Source organism: Pseudarthrobacter sp. As-47, from assembly GCF_058215595.1.
This window is the reverse complement of sequence record NZ_CM177088.1, coordinates 2,590,666-2,609,430: the sequence shown is the minus strand read 5'-3', so window position 1 is coordinate 2,609,430 and position 18,765 is coordinate 2,590,666. Positions and strand designations below refer to the sequence as shown.

Genomic DNA, 18,765 nt, shown 5'->3' with positions numbered 1-18,765 from the left:
CATGGATTCGGGCATCGAGCGGCGTTCCCGAGCCGCACTCTCACGCCTCATGGAACCCCAGGACGCGGCCGGCCTTGCGCTGGTGCAGGCGGCCGGGGCAGTGGATGCCCTGCGGATCGCCACGGGGCAACTGTCGGCCGGCCCCGAGCTGGAGCGGGAGATCACCGCGCTGCTCTCGGACGGGGGCCCTGGCACCAGCTGGGCAGGGTTGGCCGCTTCCCTGAAACGCTGGCATCCCCGGATACCGGATCTGGCCCCCGAGCGGGACCTGGCAACCATGGCGCGGCTGGGCGGCCGGCTGATCATTCCGTCGGACGAATTGTGGCCGGTCCAGCTGGCTGACCTTGGAATCCAGGAGCCGATCTGCCTCTGGTGGCGGGGCCAGCAACAGCCGCTGCCCGGAGCAGCAACATCCATAGCCCTGGTTGGCTCGCGGGACAGCACCAGTTACGGCGCCTCCGTCACCGGCGATCTTGCCTACTCGCTGGCCCAGCGCGGCTTCACCGTGGTGTCGGGAGGGGCCTACGGGATCGACGCGCATGCCCACCGGGCCGCCCTCGCCGGAGCGTCCGGTGCGGTCCCCACCATTGCTGTGATGGCAGGGGGAGTGGACCGGTTCTATCCTTCGGGGAACGATGACCTCCTGCGGGCCGTATCCAACCAAGGCGCTGTCCTGGCCGAGGTTCCGCCGGGCTCCGCTCCCACCCGTTACCGGTTCCTGCAACGTAACCGCATCATTGCCGCCCTGTCCGCCGTGACCGTGGTGGTCGAGGCCAGGTGGCGGTCCGGGGCGCTCAACACCGCCCATCACGCCGAGACCCTTGGCCGGGCGGTCGGGGCTGTTCCGGGGTCGGTACACAGCGCCAACTCGGCCGGATGCCACCGGCTTCTGAGGGACGGCGGCGCCGTCTGCGTGACCGATGCTGCCGAGGTAGCCGAGCTGGCCGGGCCGAGCGGCTCCGCCCTCCCTGATCCCCGCCACGGGCAGGCCGCGGTGCAGGACGGGCTGACGCTGGAGGATCTGATCCTCCTGGACGCTCTTCCCCTCCGCTCCGTGACATCGGTGGAAAAACTCTCGGTGGTGGCCGGCCTGGCCCAGGAGTCGGTGCGGGCCGGGCTGGGCCGGCTGGGCCTGCTGGGCCTCGCCGTCCCGGAACGGGGAGGCTGGAAACGCGGCAAGGCAACAGGCTGACGCGAATTGCCCGGCAGGTACGGCCGCCCCGGACCTGAGGCGCAGGCGCCGGGCGGCGCGACGCGTGTCAGCCAATAATTTCCCCACCGCAGCTGAGAGAGTAGACGGGTGGATGATGAGGCATTGCCTGCGGAGCTCGGCGGGGCGCTTGACGCCTTCGCGCAGTACCTGTCCGCCGAGCGCGCAGTCTCCCCCCATACTCTCCGCGGATACCTGGGTGATGTCCGCAGCCTCCTGTCCCACGCTGCGTCCGAAGGCGCGGTCCGGCTCCAGGACCTGGAACTCGGAACCCTCCGGCGCTGGCTCGGTGCCCAGAGCCAGGAGGGCGCGGCGCGCAGCACCCTGGCCCGCCGGTCCGCCGCTGTCAGGGTTTTTACGGCCTGGGCCATGGCGGAGGAACGTATCACCACCGATCCCGCCCTCCGGCTCAAGGCCCCCAAGCGCGAACAGTCCCTGCCCGGGGTACTGCAGGCCGGACAGTTGACCCGGCTGCTGTCCACCCTTGAAGAGGCTGCGGCCGAGGGTGCCCCGCTCGCCCTGCGGAACCGCGCCATCGTGGAGCTGCTCTACGCCACGGGAGTCCGGGTGGGCGAACTGGCCGGGCTGGACGTTGATGACCTGGACCCGGACCGGCGGACTTTGCGCGTCATCGGCAAGGGCAACAAGGAGCGCACTGTTCCGTACGGTGTTCCGGCAGCCCTGGCAGTGGATGACTGGCTGCGGCGCGGCAGGCCACTGGTTGTCCGGGACAACAGCGGGCCGGCCCTCTTCCTGGGCGTCCGGGGCGGAAGGGTGGACCAGCGGCAGGTCCGCGCCATGGTCAACGACCTTTTCGCGGGGCTCGGCGACACCTCCGCGTCAGGCCCGCACGCGCTCCGGCATTCGGCGGCCACGCACCTGCTGGACGGCGGAGCCGATCTGCGCGCGGTGCAGGAAATCCTCGGGCACAGCAGCCTGGCCACCACCCAGATCTATACCCACGTCTCGGTCGACCGGCTTCGCAAGAGCTACCAGCAGGCGCACCCGAGGGCGTAAGTCCGCGTTACGGGAATCGCACTGGCGTAATTTGGTGCGGTACGGCACAATAAGAATCACGTCCGGCAACTTTCAAGTCCCGCTTGAAGCTAGCAGCTTCCTGCGTCACGGTAAGCCCGGACACAGCTTTATCTGATACATCTGAATACGCAGGCAGGAAACACAGCCGCAGTGCACGGCACGGCAGTTCCATCCAGGCAGAGGTCGTTGGGGAAGACGTACCTAGAGCTATGGAGGATGGAATGTCTGTTGCAATGACCCGCGGTGTGCTGTTCGTTCACTCGGCCCCTACGGCTCTGTGCCCCCACGTTGAGTGGGCCATCGGATCTGTCGTGGACAAGCGGACGGACCTTGAGTGGACCCCGCAGCCTGCCGCGCCCGGAATGTTCCGGGCCGAGTTGTCCTGGACCGGTGCCCCCGGCACGGGATCGCAGCTTGCGTCGTCCCTGCGGGGATGGGCGCATCTCCGCTATGAGGTCACCGAGGAGCCAAGCCAGGGTGTCGACGGCGGCCGCTGGTCCCACACCCCTGAGCTGGGCATATTCCACGCCGTCACCGACGTGCACGGCAACATCATGGTGTCCGAGGACAGGATCCGGTACGCCTACGAGTCGGGCGCCGGCGACCCCGCAGCCGTCTACCATGAGCTTTCCCTTGCCCTCGGGGAGGCCTGGGACGAGGAACTTGAGCCGTTCCGGCACGCGGCCGAAGGCGCCCCCGTCCGTTGGCTCCACCAGGTGGGCTGACCGCCGTCGACCTGATTTTTCCATAGCAAAGAGGAGGCCCCGCCGAATGGCGGGGCCTCCTCTTGTACGCGGTACAAGGTCCGGAACATCAGACGCTGCGGACCGCAATCACGGCGTTGTGGCCACCAAAGCCGAACGAGTTGCTCAGCGCCACGATGTTGCCTGCGGGCAGGTCGCGGGCCGAGGTGACGACGTCGAGCGGGATCTCCGGGTCCTGGTTTTCCAGGTTGATGGTGACCGGTGCCTTTCGGTCGTAGACAGCAAGCACAGTCAGGACGGCCTCAACGGCACCGGATGCGCCCAGGAGGTGGCCCATCTGGGACTTCGTCGCGGAGACGGCGACGTTGTCCACATGGTTTCCCAGTGCAGCGCGGAGGGCCGTGTATTCAGGTTTGTCTCCCACCGGCGTTGACGTGGCGTGCGCGTTGACGTGCACCACATCCTCCGGCTGGATCCTGCCATCGAACATTGCGGCCTTCAGTGCGCGGGTGGCACCCAGGCCTGCGGGGTCGGGGGCGGTGATGTGGTAGGCGTCGGCGGTGACGGATGTTCCCGCCAGTTCACCGTAGATGCGCGCCCCGCGGGCCAGGGCGTGCTCCTCAGCTTCGAGGACCAGGGCTCCGGCGCCTTCACCCATAACAAAGCCGTCGCGGCCCGTGTCGTAGGGGCGGGAAGCGCGTTCCGGCTCGTCGTTCCGGCGGGAGAGGGCCTGCATGGAGGCGAAGGCTGCGAGGGGCATCGGGTGGATGGCGGCTTCGGCGCCGCCGCACATGACCACGTCGGCCTTGCCTGAGCGGATCAGGTCGAGCCCGAGGTGCAGGGCTTCGGTGCCGGACGCGCAGGCGGAAACAGGGGTGTGGGCGCCGGCGCGGGCGCCGAGGTCCAGGCTGACGGCTGCGGCAACGCCGTTGGGCATCAGCATGGGAACGGTCATGGGGAGGACCCGGCGGGGGCCTTTTTCCTTGAGGGTGTCCCAGGCATCAAGGAGCGTCCAGACGCCGCCAATACCCGTGGCGAAGGCGACTGCCAGCCTGTCCTTGTCAAAGTCGGTGATGCCGGAGTCAGCCCAGGCTTCACGGGCTGCGATGACGCCGAACTGGGTGGACGGGTCCATCCGCTTGGCCTCGACGCGGCTGAGCACGTCCAGGGCCGGGGTGCTGCAACGCGCGGCGAAGTGGACGGGAAGCTCGTACTTGGCTACCCAGTCGTCCTCCAGGGTGCGGGCACCGGAGACCCCCTTGAGCGCGTTGTTCCACATCGTGGGTACATCGCCGCCGATGGGCGTGGTGGCACCCAGACCGGTAATGACTACTTTGCGTGTCATGGGATCACTCTTTCGTCGGTGGGGAATCCGTCTGCCGGAGGTCCCGCGTATTGATGATCGGCACACTGCTTCAAGCAACAACGCTGCCGGGGACAACGCCCGTAGGGGGACTGCCGCGTGGTGCAGGTACCGGAAAATGCGGCGGGCTGCCGGTCCGGTCGTCCGGACCGGCAGCCCTGCCATGCCGATTGAACGGCGGAAGCCTTGGCTAGGCCTGTGCTCCGGCGATGAAGCTGACGGCGTCGCCGACGGTCTTGAGGTTCTTGACCTCTTCGTCCGGGATGCGCACGCCGAACTTCTCTTCGGCGTTGACCACAATGGTCATCATGGAGATGGAGTCGATGTCCAGGTCCTCGGTGAAGGACTTGTCCAGCTCTACGGCCTCGGGGGCCAGGCCGGTTTCTTCGTTGACGATTTCAGCCAAGCCGGCCAGGATCTCTTCGTTGCTAGCCATTGATGGCTCCTTTTCTTGTATTGCCGGCAGGGGCTGCCGGAAATGGTTCAGGACGCGGTTGCGGCCTGTTGGGGCGTTCCTAAGGAAGGACAACTACCTGTGCGCCGAAGACGAGCCCGGCCCCGAATCCGATCTGGAGGGCCAGCCCGCCGCTCAGTTCCGGCTTTTCGGCCAGCAGGCGGTGGGTGGCCAGCGGAATGGACGCTGCAGAGGTGTTCCCTGCATCGGCGATGTCCCGTGCCACTGTAACCGTCTCGGGCAGCTTCAGCTTCTTCACCATCTCGTCGATGATGCGCATGTTGGCCTGGTGGGGGATGAAGGCCACCAGGTCGTCGGCCTGTACACCGGCTGCGTCCATGGCCTGCTGGGCCACCTTTGCCATCTCCCACACGGCCCAGCGGAAGACGGTCTGGCCGTCCTGGCGGAGGGTGGGGTACAGTTCCTGGGCTTCCTCGAGCAGGGCAAGGTCCCCTGTCGAGTCCGACTGGCGGGCAGCCATGCCAAGGTCGCGGACATCCAGCATGGAACGGGTCATGCCGATGGCGTCCCACTTGCTGCCGTCCGACCCCCAGACCGACGGTGCGATTCCGGGAGTTTCGGAGGGTCCAATGACGACGGCGCCGGCACCGTCCCCGAGCAGGAAGGAGATGGTTCGTTCACGGTTGTCGATGACGTCCGACAACTTTTCAGCGCCCACCACCAGGACGTATTTCGCGGCGCCTGAACGGACCAGTGCGTCCCCCTGGGCGATGCCGTAGCAGTAGCCGGCGCAGGCTGCGGAGATGTCAAAGGCGGGTGCCGGGGTGGCGCCCAGGCGGTCCGCCAGGGCGGCCGCGGCAGACGGCGTGGCGTAGGGATGGGTCACGGTGGAGACGATGACGGCGCCCAGGTCCGAGGCCTGGATTCCAGCCTTCTCCATCGCCTCGCGGGCAGCGCCCTCGGCCATGTCGATGACGCTGACCCCGGCCGGGGCCCGGTGCCGGGTCACGATGCCGGTGCGCTGGCGGATCCATTCGTCGGAGGAATCGATCCACTGGCACACGTCTTCGTTGGTGACGATGACGTCCGGCCGGAAGGCGCCCAGGCCGAGGATCCGGGTGTGCTCCTGAATCGGGGCCTGTTTCAGTGTGGGAACGCTCATGCGTTGCCCTCCAGTTCTGCGAAAAGCGCCAGGGCGGCGGAAAGGTCGTCCGGGGTTTTGACCGCGACGGTTTTGACGCCGGGCATGCCCCGCTTGGCGAGCCCGGCAAGAGTGCCGGCAGGAGCAAGTTCAATGACGCCGGTGACGCCCCGCGCAACCATCGTCTCCATGCACCGGTCCCAGCGGACGGGACGTGACACCTGGGCGATGAGGCTCCCGACGGCGGCGTGGCCGTCAGTGACTTCACCGCCGTCGTAGTTGGACAGCAGCGGCACCTTCGGCGCCTGCGGCTTCAGCTGGGGTTCAAGCGCCTTAAGGGCACTGACTGCGGGAGCCATGTGGCTGGTGTGGAAGGCGCCGGCAACCTTCAGGGGGATGACCCGGGCCTTTGCCGGCGGGTTGTCGGCCAGGGCCTTCAGCTGGTCAAAGGTTCCTGCGGCAACAGTCTGTCCCGCGCCGTTGACGTTGGCTGGAGTGGCGCCCGAGGCCGTGATGGCTGCCAGGACGTCGGCGGGGTCGCCGCCCACCACTGCGCTCATGCCGGTGGGGGTGACGGCAGCAGCTGCAGCCATGCTGTTGGCCCGCTCGCGGACGAACGTCATGGCCTCCTGCTCGGTGAGTACGCCTGCGAGGGCGGAGGCGGTGATTTCACCAACGGAGTGGCCTGCCAGGATGACCGGAAGTGAGCTGAGCTCAACATCGAACAGGGAAGCGGCCGCAACAAGTCCGGCGGCCACGATCAGGGGCTGCGCTACGGCGGTGTCCTTGATGGTTTCTTCGTCCGAGGTGGTCCCGTGGGCGATCAGGTCAATGCCTGCGATGTCGCTGAGGGCGGCCAGCTGGCCTGCCACCGAGGGCAGTTCCAGCCAAGGGGCCAGAAAACCTGGGGTCTGTGAGCCCTGTCCAGGGCAGACTATTGCAAGCACGTATCCAGCTTTCCAAATTACTGTGTGATCCAGCGGTGTTTGTCCGCACCAAGCTCACGGGGTCAGGTTGTAGGAAGTCTACAACGCGTCAGGGCTGATTCCGGGACGGCTGGCGTTCGGCCGCAGCTTTCGGTGGCGCCGAAAGACGCCCCACAACGAGTGCGGCCTGCAGCACGAAAGCCTCCCTCGGCAGGAGTGGATCCCACCCCGTGACGTCGCAGACGCGCTTCAAACGGTACCGCACGGTGTTCGCGTGAACGAAGAGTTCCCGCGCTGTCGCCTCCAGTGAATGCCCCAGCTCCAGGTAGGTGCCGAGGGTTTCGACGAGCCCGTTGGATGCCGCCAGGAGGGGGCGGTAGATGTTCTTGACCAGGGACCGGCGGGCGGCGTCGTCCCCGGAGATGACCCGTTCAGGCAGCAAATCGTCGGCAGCCACGGGCCGGGGGGCGGAGGGCCACGCCCTGGCCGCGGTCAGGCCGGCAAATGCCGATTGGGCGGAACCGCTGGCCTCCAGCAGTGAACCGGCCTCGGGGCCGTACACCACAGGGCCGGGAGCAAACATCTCGCTGAGCTTCACATATGCGGTTTCCCTGTCCTGCACGCCGCCCAGGATGAGGATGAGCCGGTCGCCCTGGATGCCCACCAGCGCATCCTCCGCGTACCGGCCGGCCATGCGGCGCAGTTCGCTGACGTAGCTGGCACTGGGCTCCGAGGGGGAGTTGCCCACCATGACCGTGAAGCGCTCCTGGGCCTTCCAGCCAAGCGCCGCGATCCTGGAACGCAAAGCGTCCGTGTTCTCGCCGCGCAGGATGGCGTCCACAATCAGGGCCTCAAGCCGGGTATCCCAGGACCCCCGGGATTCCGCGGCACGCGCGTAGACGTCGGCCGCAGCAAAGGCAACCTCCCGCGAGTAGCGCAGCACGGCTTCACGGAGGGACGGCTGGTCGGCCTCCGGTGCAATGACCGGTACCTGGTCCTCCACCACCTCCACCACGATCCGGATCAGCTGCAGGGCTTTCTGCAGGCTGATGGAGCGGGTCAGTTCGGTGGGTGCTGTTCCAAAGACGTCCGTCAGGATCCATGACGGAGAGCTGGGCCGCTCGTACCATGTGACAAAAGCCGCTATGCCGTTCTGTGCCACCATGCCCAGCGCCGAGCGCTCGTCCGAGCTGAGGCGGCTGTACCAGGGCAGCGACTTTTCCAGCTCGCGCATGGTGGTGGTGGACAGCTGGCCCACGTTTGCCCGCAGTTTCTTAAGGGTCTCCGACTTCTCCGGAGTAACCCCCGGAGTGGACGGTTTGCGCTTGGCGGACGGGGTGGCAGGTGCTGGCATTCTTTGAGCATACGGGCAGCGTCCCGCAACCTCCATTTGTGCAAAGGCTACAATCCACATTGCCCTGCGTCACATGGCCCCTGGGCCTTAACGGACGACGGCGGCCCCCGCCTTGTGGAGGGGGCCGCCGTCGCGTCTTTACTTAGGAGACAGGCTAGGCTTCGCCGCCGGCGTTGCCCGTGGTGCCCGCATTGACGTTGTGAAGCCTGTACTTCTCAATCGCCTTGATCGGGGCCTGCGTATCCACCTCGCCGCGGCGGGCGAGCATCTCCAGTGAACGCACCACGATGGAGTGGGTGTCGTTCTTGAAGAAGCGGCGCGCTGCGGCGCGGGTGTCGGAGAAGCCGAAGCCGTCGGCACCGAGGGTGGCGAATTCGTTGGGGACGAATTGCCGGATCTGGTCGGGGACGGCCTTCATGTAGTCGGACACGGCGACGACGGGTCCGGTGGCCCCTTCGAGCTGCTGGGTGACGAAGGGGACGCGGGCGGGTTCGCCGGGGTTGAGGAAGGCTTCCTCCTCGGCGGCGAGTCCGTCGCGGCGCAGTTCGTTCCAGGAGGTCACGGACCAGACGTCCGCGGAGACTGACCAGTCTTCGGCGAGGATCCGCTGGGCTTCGAGGGCCCAGGGGACGGAGACGCCGGAGGCGAGGATCTGGGTCCGGGGACCGTCGATCTTTGCCGGGGCGAGCAGGTAGATGCCCTTGATCACGCCCTCGACGTCCAGTTCCTCGGGTTCGGCGGGCTGGGTGATCGGCTCGTTGTACACCGTGAGGTAGTACATCAGGTTCCGGTCCTCCGAGTCCGGCCCGTACATGCGTTCGAGGCCGTCGCGGATGATGTGGCCCATTTCGTAGCCGTAGGCGGGGTCGTAGGTGACCACGGCGGGGTTGGTGGAGGCGAGCAGGGGGGAGTGGCCGTCGGCGTGCTGGAGGCCTTCGCCGGTGAGGGTGGTCCGTCCTGCGGTGGCGCCGATGATGAAGCCGCGGGTCATTTGGTCTGCTGCGGCCCAGAAGGCGTCGCCGGTGCGCTGGAAGCCGAACATGGAGTAGAACACGTAGACCGGGACCAGGGGCACGCCGTGGGTGGCGTAGGCGGTGCCGGCGGCGGTGAAGGCTGCCACGGCGCCGGCTTCGTTGATGCCGGGGTGGATCAGCTGGCCCTGGGCGGATTCCTTGTACGCCAGGACCAGGTCGCGGTCCACGGAGAGGTAGTTCTGGCCCTTGGGGTTGTAGATCTTCGCGGTGGGGAAGAACGCGTCCATGCCGAACGTGCGTGCCTCGTCCGGGATGATCGGGGCGATGTGCTTGCCGAAGTTCTTGTCCCGCATCAGGTCCTTGAGCAGGCGCACGAAGGCCATGGTGGTGGCGGCCTGCTGTTTGCCCGAGCCGCGTTTGGCGACCTCGTAGGACTTGGCCTCGGGCAGGGTGATCTCGGCGTGCTTGGACCGGCGTTCGGGAACGGACCCGCCCAGGGCCGCGCGGCGCTCCATCATGTACTTGATTTCCGGGGCGTCCGTGCCGGGGTGGTAGTACGGCGGCTGGTACAGGTCTTTTTCGAGCTGTTCGTCCGTGACGGGGATCCGCAGGTGGTCGCGGAACTTCTTCAGGTCATCCAGGGTGAGTTTCTTCATCTGGTGGGTCGCGTTGCGGCCCTCGAAGTGCGGTCCGAGGCCGTAGCCTTTGACGGTTTTGGCGAGGATGACGGTGGGTTTGCCCTTGAATTCGGTGGCTGCCTTGTATGCGGCGTAGACCTTGCGGTAGTCGTGGCCGCCTCGTTTGAGGTTCCAGATCTGGTCATCGGTGAGGTCCGCGACGAGGTCCTTGGTGGCCGGGTCCTTGCCGAAGAAGTGTTCGCGGACGAACCCGCCGGATTCTGCCTTGTAGGTCTGGTAGTCGCCGTCGGGGGTTTCGTTCATGATCTTCACCAGGGACCCGTCGGTGTCCTTGGTGAGCAGGTCATCCCATTCCCGGCCCCAGACGACCTTGATGACGTTCCAGCCCGCGCCGCGGAAGAACGCTTCGAGTTCCTGCATGATCTTGCCGTTGCCGCGCACGGGCCCGTCCAGGCGCTGGAGGTTGCAGTTGATCACGAAGGTCAGGTTGTCCAGGTTCTCGTTCGCGGCGAGCTGGAGCAGGCCGCGGGACTCGGGCTCGTCCATTTCCCCGTCGCCCAGGAACGCCCAGACCTGCTGGTCGGAGGTGTCTTTCAGTCCGCGGTTGTGCAGGTACCGGTTGGACTGGGCCTGGTAGATCGCGTTCATCGGCCCGATGCCCATGGACACGGTGGGGAACTCCCAGAACTCGGGCATCAGGCGCGGGTGCGGGTAGGAGGACAGGGCGTGTCCTTCCTTGGACTTTTCCTGCCGGAACCCGTCCAGGTCCTCCTCCGAGAGCCGGCCTTCCATGAACGCCCGGGCGTACATGCCGGGGGAGGCGTGGCCCTGGAAGAAGACCTGGTCGCCGCCGCCGGGGTGGTCCTTGCCGCGGAAGAAGTGGTTGAAGCCGACCTCGTACAGGGTCGCGGCCCCGGCATAGGTGGAGATATGCCCGCCCACGCCGATGTTCGCCCGCTGCGCCCGGTGCACCATCACCGCGGCGTTCCACCGCATGTACGCCCGGTACCGGCGCTCGTATTCCTCGTTGCCCGGGAAGGGTGCTTCCTGGTCCACCGGGATCGTGTTCACGTAATCGGTGGTGGTCACCATCGGCACCCCGACGCTCTGCGCGCCGGCACGCTGCAGCAGGCTCCGCATGATGAATTGGGCACGCTCCGTGCCCTGTTCCCTGATCAACGAATCCAGGGACTCAACCCACTCGGCAGTCTCTTCCGGATCACGATCAGGCAGCTGGTTAGTCAACCCGCTGAGGATATGGGAGGTATCTTCTCCTGCAGCCACGTCCAACCTCTCTTTGCGCGCATTGATGGCGCACTCAGGCCGGGCAGGGTGACCGCCCGGCGTACATACGCCGTGTGCGACGTATCGGTTACAACAGCCCGGTCATGTGTGCCGGGCAGGGTCCTAGCATTCCTACGTCTGCATTGGAGTTACAGGGTTGTTGCCCCGCAGGCATAGTTGTCACCTGCCACTCTAACTCTGTCCCCAACGCGATGCGTAGCCGCGGGTTGGGCGGCCCGGTTGTATTTCGCCGTCATACTGGTTGTGTGACGAAAAGCCGCTGCGCTGCGGGTTGGCGGAACCTGGTGTGACGCAGAATATGCCACATCACGGGGGCGGCAGCTTGAAGCTCAGGCACAAAGGGTGTTGGCTGGGAGTAATGGAAATCACTATGCGCACCGCGCATAAAAGGCATTGGAGGTACACGTGAGCGAGGCCGACGCCGCCACTTCGGTAAATGTGGCGGAAAAATTGGGTTTCAAGAATGGGGATCTGATTCAGGAGTTCGGTTACGACGACGACGTCGATTTCGACTTGCGTGACGATATTGAGGACCTGACGGGTTCCGAACTGTTGGACGAGGACGACCATGAAGTGGCGGACGCCGTCGTTTTGTGGTGGCGCGACGGCGACGGGGACCTCGTGGACAGCCTCATGGATTCGCTGACCACGCTAAGCGAAAACGGCGTCGTCTGGGTCCTGACGCCCAAGTCCGGAAGGACCGGATACGTCTCCCCGGCGGATATCCAGGAAGCGGCGCCGACCGCCGGACTGCACGTGACGACGTCGGCAGGCGTATCCAAGGACTGGAGCGCAACGCGGCTGGTGAGCAGGAAAAACAAGTGACGGCAGCGCTTGCCGCTGCCTCCGTTGCCGTCCCCGCCGTTGGCGCTCCGGCACCCGACTTTGAACTGGTCAACCAGTACGGCGAGCCGGTCAGGTTGTCCGCCTTCCGCGGCCAGAACGTGGTGCTGGTGTTCTACCCTTTCGCCTTCTCCGGCATCTGCACCGGCGAGCTCTGCGAAATCAGGGACAACCTGGCCCTGTTCGAAGACGGGAACGCAGTTGTCCTGGCGGTCTCCGTTGACAGCAAGTTCACCCTGCGGGCTTACGCCGAGCAGGAGGGGTATACCTTCGATTTGCTGGCGGACTTCTGGCCCCACGGTGCCGCAGCAAGCCTCTACGGTGTCTTCGACCCTGACAGTGGAATGGCGCTGCGGGGCACGTTCATCATCGATGCCGGGGGCACCATCCGCTACACCGTGGTGAACCCGCGCGGACAGGCCCGGGACCTCGGCGAATACCGCAAAGCGCTGGCCGGGCTGGATAAGGCCTGACAGGTTATGGCTGAGCAGCGGCATGGTGTGGGCCTCACGGGCTTTGCCAGCATGCCGCCCGTTCCTCCCGCCCTGCCTTCTTCCGATGAGCTTGAGGTCCTGGTCCGCATCAGGGACCTGCTGGCAGGGCGCCGGTTCGCCCTCCTAACCGGTGCCGGCCTCAGCACCGACTCGGGCATTCCCGACTACCGTGGGCCGGGATCGCCGCCGCGGACACCAATGACCTATCAGGAGTTCGTGAAGGCGGCTGCGAACCGCCAGCGTTACTGGGCGAGAAACCATATCGGATGGTCGCACCTCCGCCACGCTGATCCCAACCAGGGCCACCGTGCCGCTGCCGAACTGGAACGCCGTGGACACCTGACGGGCCTCATCACGCAGAACGTCGACCGGCTCCACCAGGACGCCGGCAGCATCAATGTAGTGGACCTCCATGGCCGGTATGACCAGATAGTTTGCCTGGATTGCCGCCGGACCTACTCCCGCCGCCTGCTGGCAGGAATGCTGGAGGAACTGAACCCCGGCTTCATTGACCGGGCGAAGGAATCGGGCCTGGTGGAAATGGCGCCGGATGCCGATTCAACTGTTGAGGACCAGGCACTGATCAGCAGCTTCGTTGTTGCTGTGTGTCCCGCCTGCGGAGGAACGCTGAAACCGGACTTCGTGTACTTCGGGGAGAACGTGCCCAAGGACAGGGTTGAAACGTCCTACCGGATGGTTGACGACGCGGCGGCACTGGTGGTCGCGGGTTCCTCCCTCACGGTGATGAGCGGCCTCAGGTTTGTCAGGCACGCGGCGAAGGACGGCAAGCCGGTGGTCATCATCAACCGTGGGGCCACGCGCGGGGACGACAAGGCCACCGTCAAGCTGGAAGCCGGCGTCAGCGAATCGTTGACCTGGCTCGCCGCTGAGCTTCCGCCGGTTTAGCCGGGCGGCGGAACGGGCAGGGCGCGTGTGCCGATTCGCAATTTAGGCCTGTCGTCGGGTAGAGTCTATGTTCGTTGGTCAGGGCGCAGCAGCGCCTGGTCCGGCAATAATGGGTCTTTAGCTCAGCTGGTAGAGCGCCACGTTTACACCGTGGATGTCATCGGTTCGATCCCGGTAGGACCCACCGCAAACCCCGTAGTTTCCGCCTTCTGGCGGAAGCTGCGGGGTTTTTTGTTGCCCCGTTACTGCTGCCCCCTTTTTTTACTGCACAGTTTGCCCGCCTGCTGTCCCCCTCGGCGTGAATGTCGGCCCCCTGCCATAGCTTGCAGGCATGGAACACGTGATTCTTAGGACAGGCACCGACGGCAGGCCGACGGCGGTGCTCAGCAGTGGCAGGGAATGGGCCGTGGGTGCCGAACCGGTGAGGTGGTTCGAACGGGTCAACTGGTGGGAGACGCGCCGCCGTATGCCCAAGGGGCTCAGCAGGGTGGACGTCGAGGTCCTCCAGCTCCAGGTCCGGCTGGGAAGGAACGCTGGGTCAGCCCTCACCACCATGCTCCTTGAGAGGGACGGGCTGGGCGGGGGCTGGCGGCTGCGGGAGGTAGTTGCTGATGCCGCCTAGGGGAGCCCCGCGGGCGGAACAGCCCTTTCGGGCAATGGAAAACCCTCCACCGCGACTATTGGGGGATGCCGCGGTGGAGGGCCTGAATTGAATATACCGTGAACTTACGGAAACAAAAAGTTGTTTCCTGCTGTGTCCCGCACCAGCGGATCAATGCTCCGGCCGCGGAGAGGGGACCGGGGTCAGCGGTGCACGGGGATAAAAACCCGGGGCTGTTCCGTCCAGGTGTCTGACATCTGCGACATGGTCCGCCTCATGATCTTGTCGGAGGCTTCGCGGGCAGCACCGGCGTCGCCCCGGGCAATTGCCTCCGCCACGTCCACGTGCCACTGCAGTGCGGCCTCGTGCGGGTGGTCGGGCATCAGCCCATGCACGGTCCGGCCGGTCAGGGTCTCGGCCACCTGCCCCATGAGGTTCGCAAACATCTCGTTTCCTGATCCGGAGAGCAGCAGTGAATGGAACTGGATATCCAGCTCAAGGAAACGTGGGACGTCCCCCCGGTGGCCGGCGTCGCGCATTGCATGGGCAACATCCACAAGCTCCAGCCGCAGCGGTGCGGGGGCGTTCTGCGCGGCAAGTTCGGCAGCGGCCGGCTCAACGGCCGACCTCAGCTCGGCCAGGGACCGCAGCTGGGCGCCGCGCGCCTTGCTCGCGAGCCGCCAGCGGATGACCTGCGGGTCGAAGGGGTTCCATCGGCTCGGAGGCAGGACCCGGATGCCCACCCGCTTGGTGGTTTCCACCAGTCCAAGGGATTGCAGCACCCGGACGGCCTCGCGGATCACCGAGCGCGACACTTTGAGCTCATCCTCAAGGTTTTCGGCAAGCATGATATGGCCGGCAGGAAGCTCGCCCGAGATGATGCGTGTGCCCAGGTTCTCAATGGCACGGTGGTGCAGGCTGCTGGTCATGCAGCTAAGCCTAGTGGGAACGTGTGCACCGGGAAGCAGCCGTCCTTGACTGGCAGCGACACAAACTGTTCCATTACGTGGGCGTTACTTTCCTGTGACTTCATGAATATATATGCTTTATTCAGACCCTTGGTCTGCAACGGTCTTCCGAGCACCGGGAGCCACTGCACATCCATCGCACAGTATGAATTGGAGTTTTGATGTCTGCACACATCGGTGTCACCGGCCTCGCGGTGATGGGCGCCAACCTGGCCCGCAACCTCGCCCGCAACGGCTTTACGGTCGCCCTGCACAACCGCTCGGTCGAAAAGACGGACGCCCTGCTGGCAAAGCACGGTACGGATGGCGACTTCATCCGCACCGAAACCCTGCAGGAGCTGGTGGACTCCCTCGAGAAGCCGCGCCGTGTCCTCATCATGGTGAAGGCCGGCAAGCCGGTTGACTCCGTGATTGAGCAGCTTGAGCCCCTGCTGGAACCCGGCGACATCATCATCGACGCCGGAAACTCCCACTACGAGGACACCCGCCGCCGTGAGGCCGCCCTCGCCAAGAAGGACCTCCACTTCGTGGGCGTCGGCGTTTCCGGTGGCGAGGAAGGTGCCCTCAACGGACCCTCCATCATGCCCGGCGGTTCCAAGGAGTCCTACAAGGCCCTCGGCCCGCTGCTTGAGAAGATCTCCGCAAAGGTCGACGGCGAGCCCTGCTGCGCCTGGGTGGGCACCGACGGCGCCGGCCACTTCGTCAAGATGGTCCACAACGGCATCGAATACGCCGACATGCAGGTCATCGGCGAAGCCTTCGACCTGCTCCGTTCCGGTGCCGGCATCGAGCCCGCAGAGCAGGCCAAGATCTTCACCGACTGGAACAAGGGCGAGCTGTCCTCCTTCCTCATCGAAATCTCTGCCGAGGTCCTGGGCCACGTGGATGCCAAGACCGGCAAGCCGTTCGTGGACGTCGTGGTGGACGCCGCGGGCCAGAAGGGCACCGGCCGCTGGACGGTTATCTCCGCCCTGGAACTGGGTTCCCCGGTCTCCGGCATCGCCGAGTCCGTGTTTGCCCGTGCACTGTCCTCCCAGGCCGGTCAGCGCAAGCTCGGCCAGGAATTGCTGGCAGGCCACGAGGCCGACGTCGAAATCCCGGAGACCTTCGTTGAGGACGTCCGCCAGGCGCTCTACGCCTCCAAGCTGGTTTCCTACGCCCAGGGCCTGGACATGCTCACCTCGGCAGCCAAGGAATACAACTGGGACCTGAAGCTGGACGAGATTGCCTCGCTGTGGCGGGCCGGCTGCATCATCCGCGCCGAACTGCTCAAGGACATCACCAAGGCCTACGCCGCTGAGGACAAGCCGGCCAACCTGCTGTTCGCTCCGGCATTCACGGAAGCCATCGCCGGCGCCCTTCCCGCCTGGCGCCGCGTGGTGGCCACCGCCGTCCAGCTGGGAATCCCGGTTCCGGTCTTCTCCTCCTCACTGGCCTACTACGACGGCCTGCGCCGCAAGCGCGTCGCCGCCGCCCTCATCCAGGGCCAGCGCGACCTGTTCGGCGCCCACACCTACGGCCGCGTCGATGCGGAAGGCACGTTCCACACCCTGTGGGGCGAGGACAAGTCCGAAATCGAAGCGGTGGACACCCACTAGGTTCCGCCCGGAACAAAAAGGCGGGCAGTTTCCGGTGATCCGGAAAATGCCCGCCTTTTCTTCTTGCTGTGGTCCTGCTGGACAGCCCAAGGGCAGGCCCCGTCAGATGCGGTATTCGATGTCGTATTCCGCCGGGTCAACCGCCGGCGTGGTTTCGCGCTGGGCGTCACGGTGGCGCCACTTCGCAGGAACGCCGGTGACGATCGATTCGGGTGGGGCGTCCTTGACCACCACGGCGTTGGCGCCGACGGCACTGTCCCTGCCGATGGTGATCGGCCCCAGGATCTTTGCACCCGCTCCGATGGTCACGCGGTCGCCGATGGTGGGGTGGCGCTTGATCCGCGCGAGTGACCGGCCGCCCAGGGTCACCCCGTGGTACATCATCACGTCCTCACCGATTTCCGCCGTCTCGCCGATGACCACGCCCATTCCGTGATCAATGAAGAAGCGGCGGCCGATGGTGGCCCCCGGATGGATCTCGATTCCGGTCAGGAAACGGCCCAGCTGCGAGAGCAGCCGCGCCGGGAAACGCAGGGCCGGATTCTGCCACAGCCGGTGCGTCAGCCTGTGGATCCAGATGGCATGCAGCCCGGAGTATGCGAAAAAGTTCTCGAAAGAACCTCGAGCCGCCGGGTCGTGGGACCGGGCGGCGTCGAGGTCTTCCTTTAGTCTTGCGAAAAAGCCCACAGAGTTCTTTCTACAGGAAACGGGCGAAGAGCGGCCTGATCAGCCGCGGATGTCGTCATAGAGCACGGTGGAGATGTAACGCTCACCGAAGTCGCAGACAATGGCGACGATCAGCTTGCCCGCGTTCTCGGGGCGCTTCGCCAGTTCCAGTGCGCCCCAGACGATCGCTCCGGAGGAGATGCCGCCGAGGATGCCTTCCTTGACGCCGAGCTCGCGGGCCACGCGGACGGAGTCCTCAAGCGTGGCGTCCAGGACCTCGTCGTAGACATTGGTGTCCAGGATTTCGGGCACGAAGTTGGCCCCGATGCCCTGGATCTTGTGCGGGCCGGGGGCGCCGCCATTGAGGATCGCGGAGTCCTTGGGTTCGATCGCCACGATCTGGACTCCGGGCTTGCGCTCCTTCAGGACCTGGCCGACGCCGGTGACGGTGCCGCCAGTGCCGACGCCGGCAACGAAGATGTCCACGGCGCCGTCGGTGTCAGCCCAGATTTCCTCCGCAGTGGTGTTGCGGTGGATTTCAGGGTTGGCTTCGTTGGCGAACTGCTGGGCCCAGATGGAGTTTTCCGTGTTGGCCACAATTTCCTGGGCCTTCTCCACTGCGCCGCGCATTCCCTCTGAACCGGGGGTCAGGACGATTTCGGCGCCGAAGGCGCGCAGCATGACGCGGCGCTCGGTGGACATGGTCTCCGGCATGGTCAGGATGACCTTGTAGCCGCGGGCCGCGCCCACCATGGCCAGGGCGATGCCGGTGTTTCCGGAGGTGCCTTCAACAATGGTCCCGCCCGGCTTCAGTGCACCGGACTTCTCCGCGGCGTCGACGATTGCCACACCGATACGGTCCTTGACGCTGTTGGCCGGATTGTAGAACTCAAGCTTGACGGCGACGGTGGCATCCAGCCCCTCGCTGAGCCGGTTGAGCTTGACCAGCGGGGTGCCGCCGACCAGCTGGGTCACATCGTCATAGATCCGTGCCATGTACATACGCCTATCTCTGAGGGGTGAATACTGAGGTCAGCCTAACGAGGCCGCGTAACCGTGGCTAAGCGTTAAGCCATGCAGAGTAATATTTCCGGGCCTTCGCGAGCTTGGGGTTGATGATCACCTGGCAGTACCCCTGCTCGGGATGTTTGGCGTAGTAGTTCTGGTGGAAGTCCTCCGCCACGTGGAAGCGCGGCAGCCGGCTGACCTCCGTGACGATCGGATGGGCCCACAGCGACTGGTTGCGGTCGATCGCTTCCTCGAAAAGGATCTTCTCCTCGGTGGTCTCATAGAACATCGAGGAACGGTACTGGGTTCCCACGTCATAGCCCTGGCGGTTCAGCGTTGTGGGATCGTGAAGGGCGAAAAACATGTCAAGGACCACCTCTTCCGGGATGATCTCCTCGTCGAACGTCACAGCCACCACCTCGGCGTGCCCGGTGGTGCCGTTGCACACGGAGTAATAGTCGGGGTTGGGATCATGGCCGCCCGTGTAGCCGGACACCACAGCGCTGACACCCTTGGTCTTCTGGTAGACAGCGTCGAGGCACCAGAAGCAGCCTCCGCCTAAAACAAAAGTTTTCATGACCTCTTCAATGGTTGGGGGCGCCGGATGATTCCC

The 18,765-nt window shown here is 65.5% G+C and carries 18 protein-coding genes and 1 tRNA gene; 9 read left to right on the top strand and 10 right to left on the bottom strand.

Annotated features, from left to right (window positions below; genetic code table 11):
- The first annotated feature begins 1 nt into the window (after position 1).
- The 3 genes from dprA (at position 2) to AC4BCK_RS12070 (ending at position 2,973) form a co-directional block, all read left to right on the top strand.
- Complete coding sequence (gene dprA / locus AC4BCK_RS12080; protein WP_246256184.1) at positions 2–1,192, top strand: DNA-processing protein DprA; 1,191 nt, start codon at positions 2–4, stop codon at positions 1,190–1,192.
- 108 nt (positions 1,193–1,300) lie between these two features.
- Positions 1,301–2,227, top strand: coding sequence for a tyrosine recombinase XerC (locus tag AC4BCK_RS12075; RefSeq protein ID WP_490565983.1), 927 nt, complete (start codon positions 1,301–1,303; stop codon positions 2,225–2,227).
- Between the two features lie 242 nt (positions 2,228–2,469).
- Complete coding sequence (locus AC4BCK_RS12070) at positions 2,470–2,973, top strand: DUF3145 domain-containing protein (protein WP_066276789.1); 504 nt, start codon at positions 2,470–2,472, stop codon at positions 2,971–2,973.
- An 88-nt stretch (positions 2,974–3,061) separates the two neighbouring features.
- Here AC4BCK_RS12070 and AC4BCK_RS12065 read toward each other — a convergent pair whose 3' ends face one another.
- The 6 genes from AC4BCK_RS12065 to aceE all read right to left on the bottom strand — a co-directional run bounded on the left by AC4BCK_RS12065 (position 3,062) and on the right by aceE (position 11,047).
- Positions 3,062–4,297: a beta-ketoacyl-[acyl-carrier-protein] synthase family protein gene (locus tag AC4BCK_RS12065; protein ID WP_174178217.1), complete on the bottom strand. Its 1,236-nt coding sequence runs from the start codon at positions 4,295–4,297 to the stop codon at positions 3,062–3,064.
- A gap of 208 nt (positions 4,298–4,505) precedes the next feature.
- A complete protein-coding gene (locus tag AC4BCK_RS12060) occupies positions 4,506–4,751 on the bottom strand; it encodes an acyl carrier protein (protein WP_009359314.1) in 246 nt (81 codons plus the stop codon).
- Between the two features lie 79 nt (positions 4,752–4,830).
- Complete coding sequence (locus tag AC4BCK_RS12055) at positions 4,831–5,892, bottom strand: beta-ketoacyl-ACP synthase III (protein WP_174178219.1); 1,062 nt, start codon at positions 5,890–5,892, stop codon at positions 4,831–4,833.
- Positions 5,889–6,818 carry an ACP S-malonyltransferase gene (locus AC4BCK_RS12050; RefSeq protein WP_363937609.1) on the bottom strand — a complete coding sequence of 310 codons (930 nt, stop codon included), beginning with the start codon at positions 6,816–6,818 and terminating at the stop codon, positions 5,889–5,891. Before AC4BCK_RS12050 ends, AC4BCK_RS12055 begins: the two co-directional genes overlap by 4 nt.
- A gap of 88 nt (positions 6,819–6,906) precedes the next feature.
- On the bottom strand, positions 6,907–8,151 hold the full coding sequence (locus tag AC4BCK_RS12045; protein ID WP_174178223.1) for a PucR family transcriptional regulator: 1,245 nt from the start codon (positions 8,149–8,151) through the stop codon (positions 6,907–6,909).
- A 154-nt stretch (positions 8,152–8,305) separates the two neighbouring features.
- Complete coding sequence (gene aceE / locus AC4BCK_RS12040; RefSeq protein ID WP_490565982.1) at positions 8,306–11,047, bottom strand: pyruvate dehydrogenase (acetyl-transferring), homodimeric type; 2,742 nt, start codon at positions 11,045–11,047, stop codon at positions 8,306–8,308.
- 426 nt (positions 11,048–11,473) lie between these two features.
- Between aceE and AC4BCK_RS12035 the strand changes: the two genes are divergently transcribed.
- The 5 genes from AC4BCK_RS12035 (at position 11,474) to AC4BCK_RS12015 (ending at position 13,933) form a co-directional block, all read left to right on the top strand.
- Positions 11,474–11,893, top strand: a complete 420-nt coding sequence (locus AC4BCK_RS12035) for a DUF3052 domain-containing protein (protein WP_174178227.1) — start codon at positions 11,474–11,476, stop codon at positions 11,891–11,893.
- Positions 11,890–12,384: a peroxiredoxin gene (locus AC4BCK_RS12030; RefSeq protein WP_174178229.1), complete on the top strand. Its 495-nt coding sequence runs from the start codon at positions 11,890–11,892 to the stop codon at positions 12,382–12,384. Before AC4BCK_RS12035 ends, AC4BCK_RS12030 begins: the two co-directional genes overlap by 4 nt.
- Before the next feature lie 6 nt (positions 12,385–12,390).
- Entirely contained in the window at positions 12,391–13,311 is a 921-nt protein-coding gene (locus AC4BCK_RS12025; protein ID WP_490565981.1) for an NAD-dependent protein deacetylase, read from the top strand.
- Positions 13,312–13,422: 111 nt separating this feature from the next.
- Positions 13,423–13,495 (top strand) — tRNA-Val (locus tag AC4BCK_RS12020).
- 147 nt (positions 13,496–13,642) lie between these two features.
- On the top strand, positions 13,643–13,933 hold the full coding sequence (locus tag AC4BCK_RS12015; protein WP_400602575.1) for a hypothetical protein: 291 nt from the start codon (positions 13,643–13,645) through the stop codon (positions 13,931–13,933).
- 182 nt (positions 13,934–14,115) lie between these two features.
- Here AC4BCK_RS12015 and AC4BCK_RS12010 read toward each other — a convergent pair whose 3' ends face one another.
- The gene (locus AC4BCK_RS12010) at positions 14,116–14,841 is read right to left on the bottom strand and encodes a FadR/GntR family transcriptional regulator (protein WP_251423508.1); all 726 of its coding nucleotides are present in this window, start codon (positions 14,839–14,841) and stop codon (positions 14,116–14,118) included.
- 200 nt (positions 14,842–15,041) lie between these two features.
- Here AC4BCK_RS12010 and gnd point away from each other — a divergent pair, with 200 nt between their 5' ends.
- A complete protein-coding gene (gene gnd / locus AC4BCK_RS12005; RefSeq protein WP_174181824.1) occupies positions 15,042–16,478 on the top strand; it encodes an NADP-dependent phosphogluconate dehydrogenase in 1,437 nt (478 codons plus the stop codon).
- 102 nt (positions 16,479–16,580) lie between these two features.
- Here the strand turns inward: gnd and epsC are convergent, their stop codons facing one another.
- The 3 genes from epsC to msrA all read right to left on the bottom strand — a co-directional run bounded on the left by epsC (position 16,581) and on the right by msrA (position 18,729).
- The gene (gene epsC, locus AC4BCK_RS12000) at positions 16,581–17,165 is read right to left on the bottom strand and encodes a serine O-acetyltransferase EpsC (protein ID WP_174181826.1); all 585 of its coding nucleotides are present in this window, start codon (positions 17,163–17,165) and stop codon (positions 16,581–16,583) included.
- A gap of 39 nt (positions 17,166–17,204) precedes the next feature.
- The gene (gene cysK / locus AC4BCK_RS11995) at positions 17,205–18,140 is read right to left on the bottom strand and encodes a cysteine synthase A (protein WP_102975900.1); all 936 of its coding nucleotides are present in this window, start codon (positions 18,138–18,140) and stop codon (positions 17,205–17,207) included.
- Positions 18,141–18,204: 64 nt separating this feature from the next.
- Complete coding sequence (gene msrA, locus AC4BCK_RS11990) at positions 18,205–18,729, bottom strand: peptide-methionine (S)-S-oxide reductase MsrA (protein WP_066276756.1); 525 nt, start codon at positions 18,727–18,729, stop codon at positions 18,205–18,207.
- Positions 18,730–18,765 lie beyond the last annotated feature (36 nt).

Coding starts and splice junctions, on each gene's coding strand:
- dprA (WP_246256184.1), top strand. CDS start 2: ATGGATTCGGGCATCGAGCGGCGTTCCCGAGCCGCACTCTCACGCCTC.
- AC4BCK_RS12070 (WP_066276789.1), top strand. CDS start 2,470: ATGTCTGTTGCAATGACCCGCGGTGTGCTGTTCGTTCACTCGGCCCCT.
- AC4BCK_RS12065 (WP_174178217.1), bottom strand. CDS start 4,297: ATGACACGCAAAGTAGTCATTACCGGTCTGGGTGCCACCACGCCCATC.
- AC4BCK_RS12060 (WP_009359314.1), bottom strand. CDS start 4,751: ATGGCTAGCAACGAAGAGATCCTGGCCGGCTTGGCTGAAATCGTCAAC.
- AC4BCK_RS12055 (WP_174178219.1), bottom strand. CDS start 5,892: ATGAGCGTTCCCACACTGAAACAGGCCCCGATTCAGGAGCACACCCGG.
- AC4BCK_RS12045 (WP_174178223.1), bottom strand. CDS start 8,151: ATGCCAGCACCTGCCACCCCGTCCGCCAAGCGCAAACCGTCCACTCCG.
- AC4BCK_RS12025 (WP_490565981.1), top strand. CDS start 12,391: ATGGCTGAGCAGCGGCATGGTGTGGGCCTCACGGGCTTTGCCAGCATG.
- AC4BCK_RS12015 (WP_400602575.1), top strand. CDS start 13,643: ATGGAACACGTGATTCTTAGGACAGGCACCGACGGCAGGCCGACGGCG.
- AC4BCK_RS12010 (WP_251423508.1), bottom strand. CDS start 14,841: ATGACCAGCAGCCTGCACCACCGTGCCATTGAGAACCTGGGCACACGC.
- gnd (WP_174181824.1), top strand. CDS start 15,042: ATGTCTGCACACATCGGTGTCACCGGCCTCGCGGTGATGGGCGCCAAC.
- cysK (WP_102975900.1), bottom strand. CDS start 18,140: ATGGCACGGATCTATGACGATGTGACCCAGCTGGTCGGCGGCACCCCG.
- msrA (WP_066276756.1), bottom strand. CDS start 18,729: ATGAAAACTTTTGTTTTAGGCGGAGGCTGCTTCTGGTGCCTCGACGCT.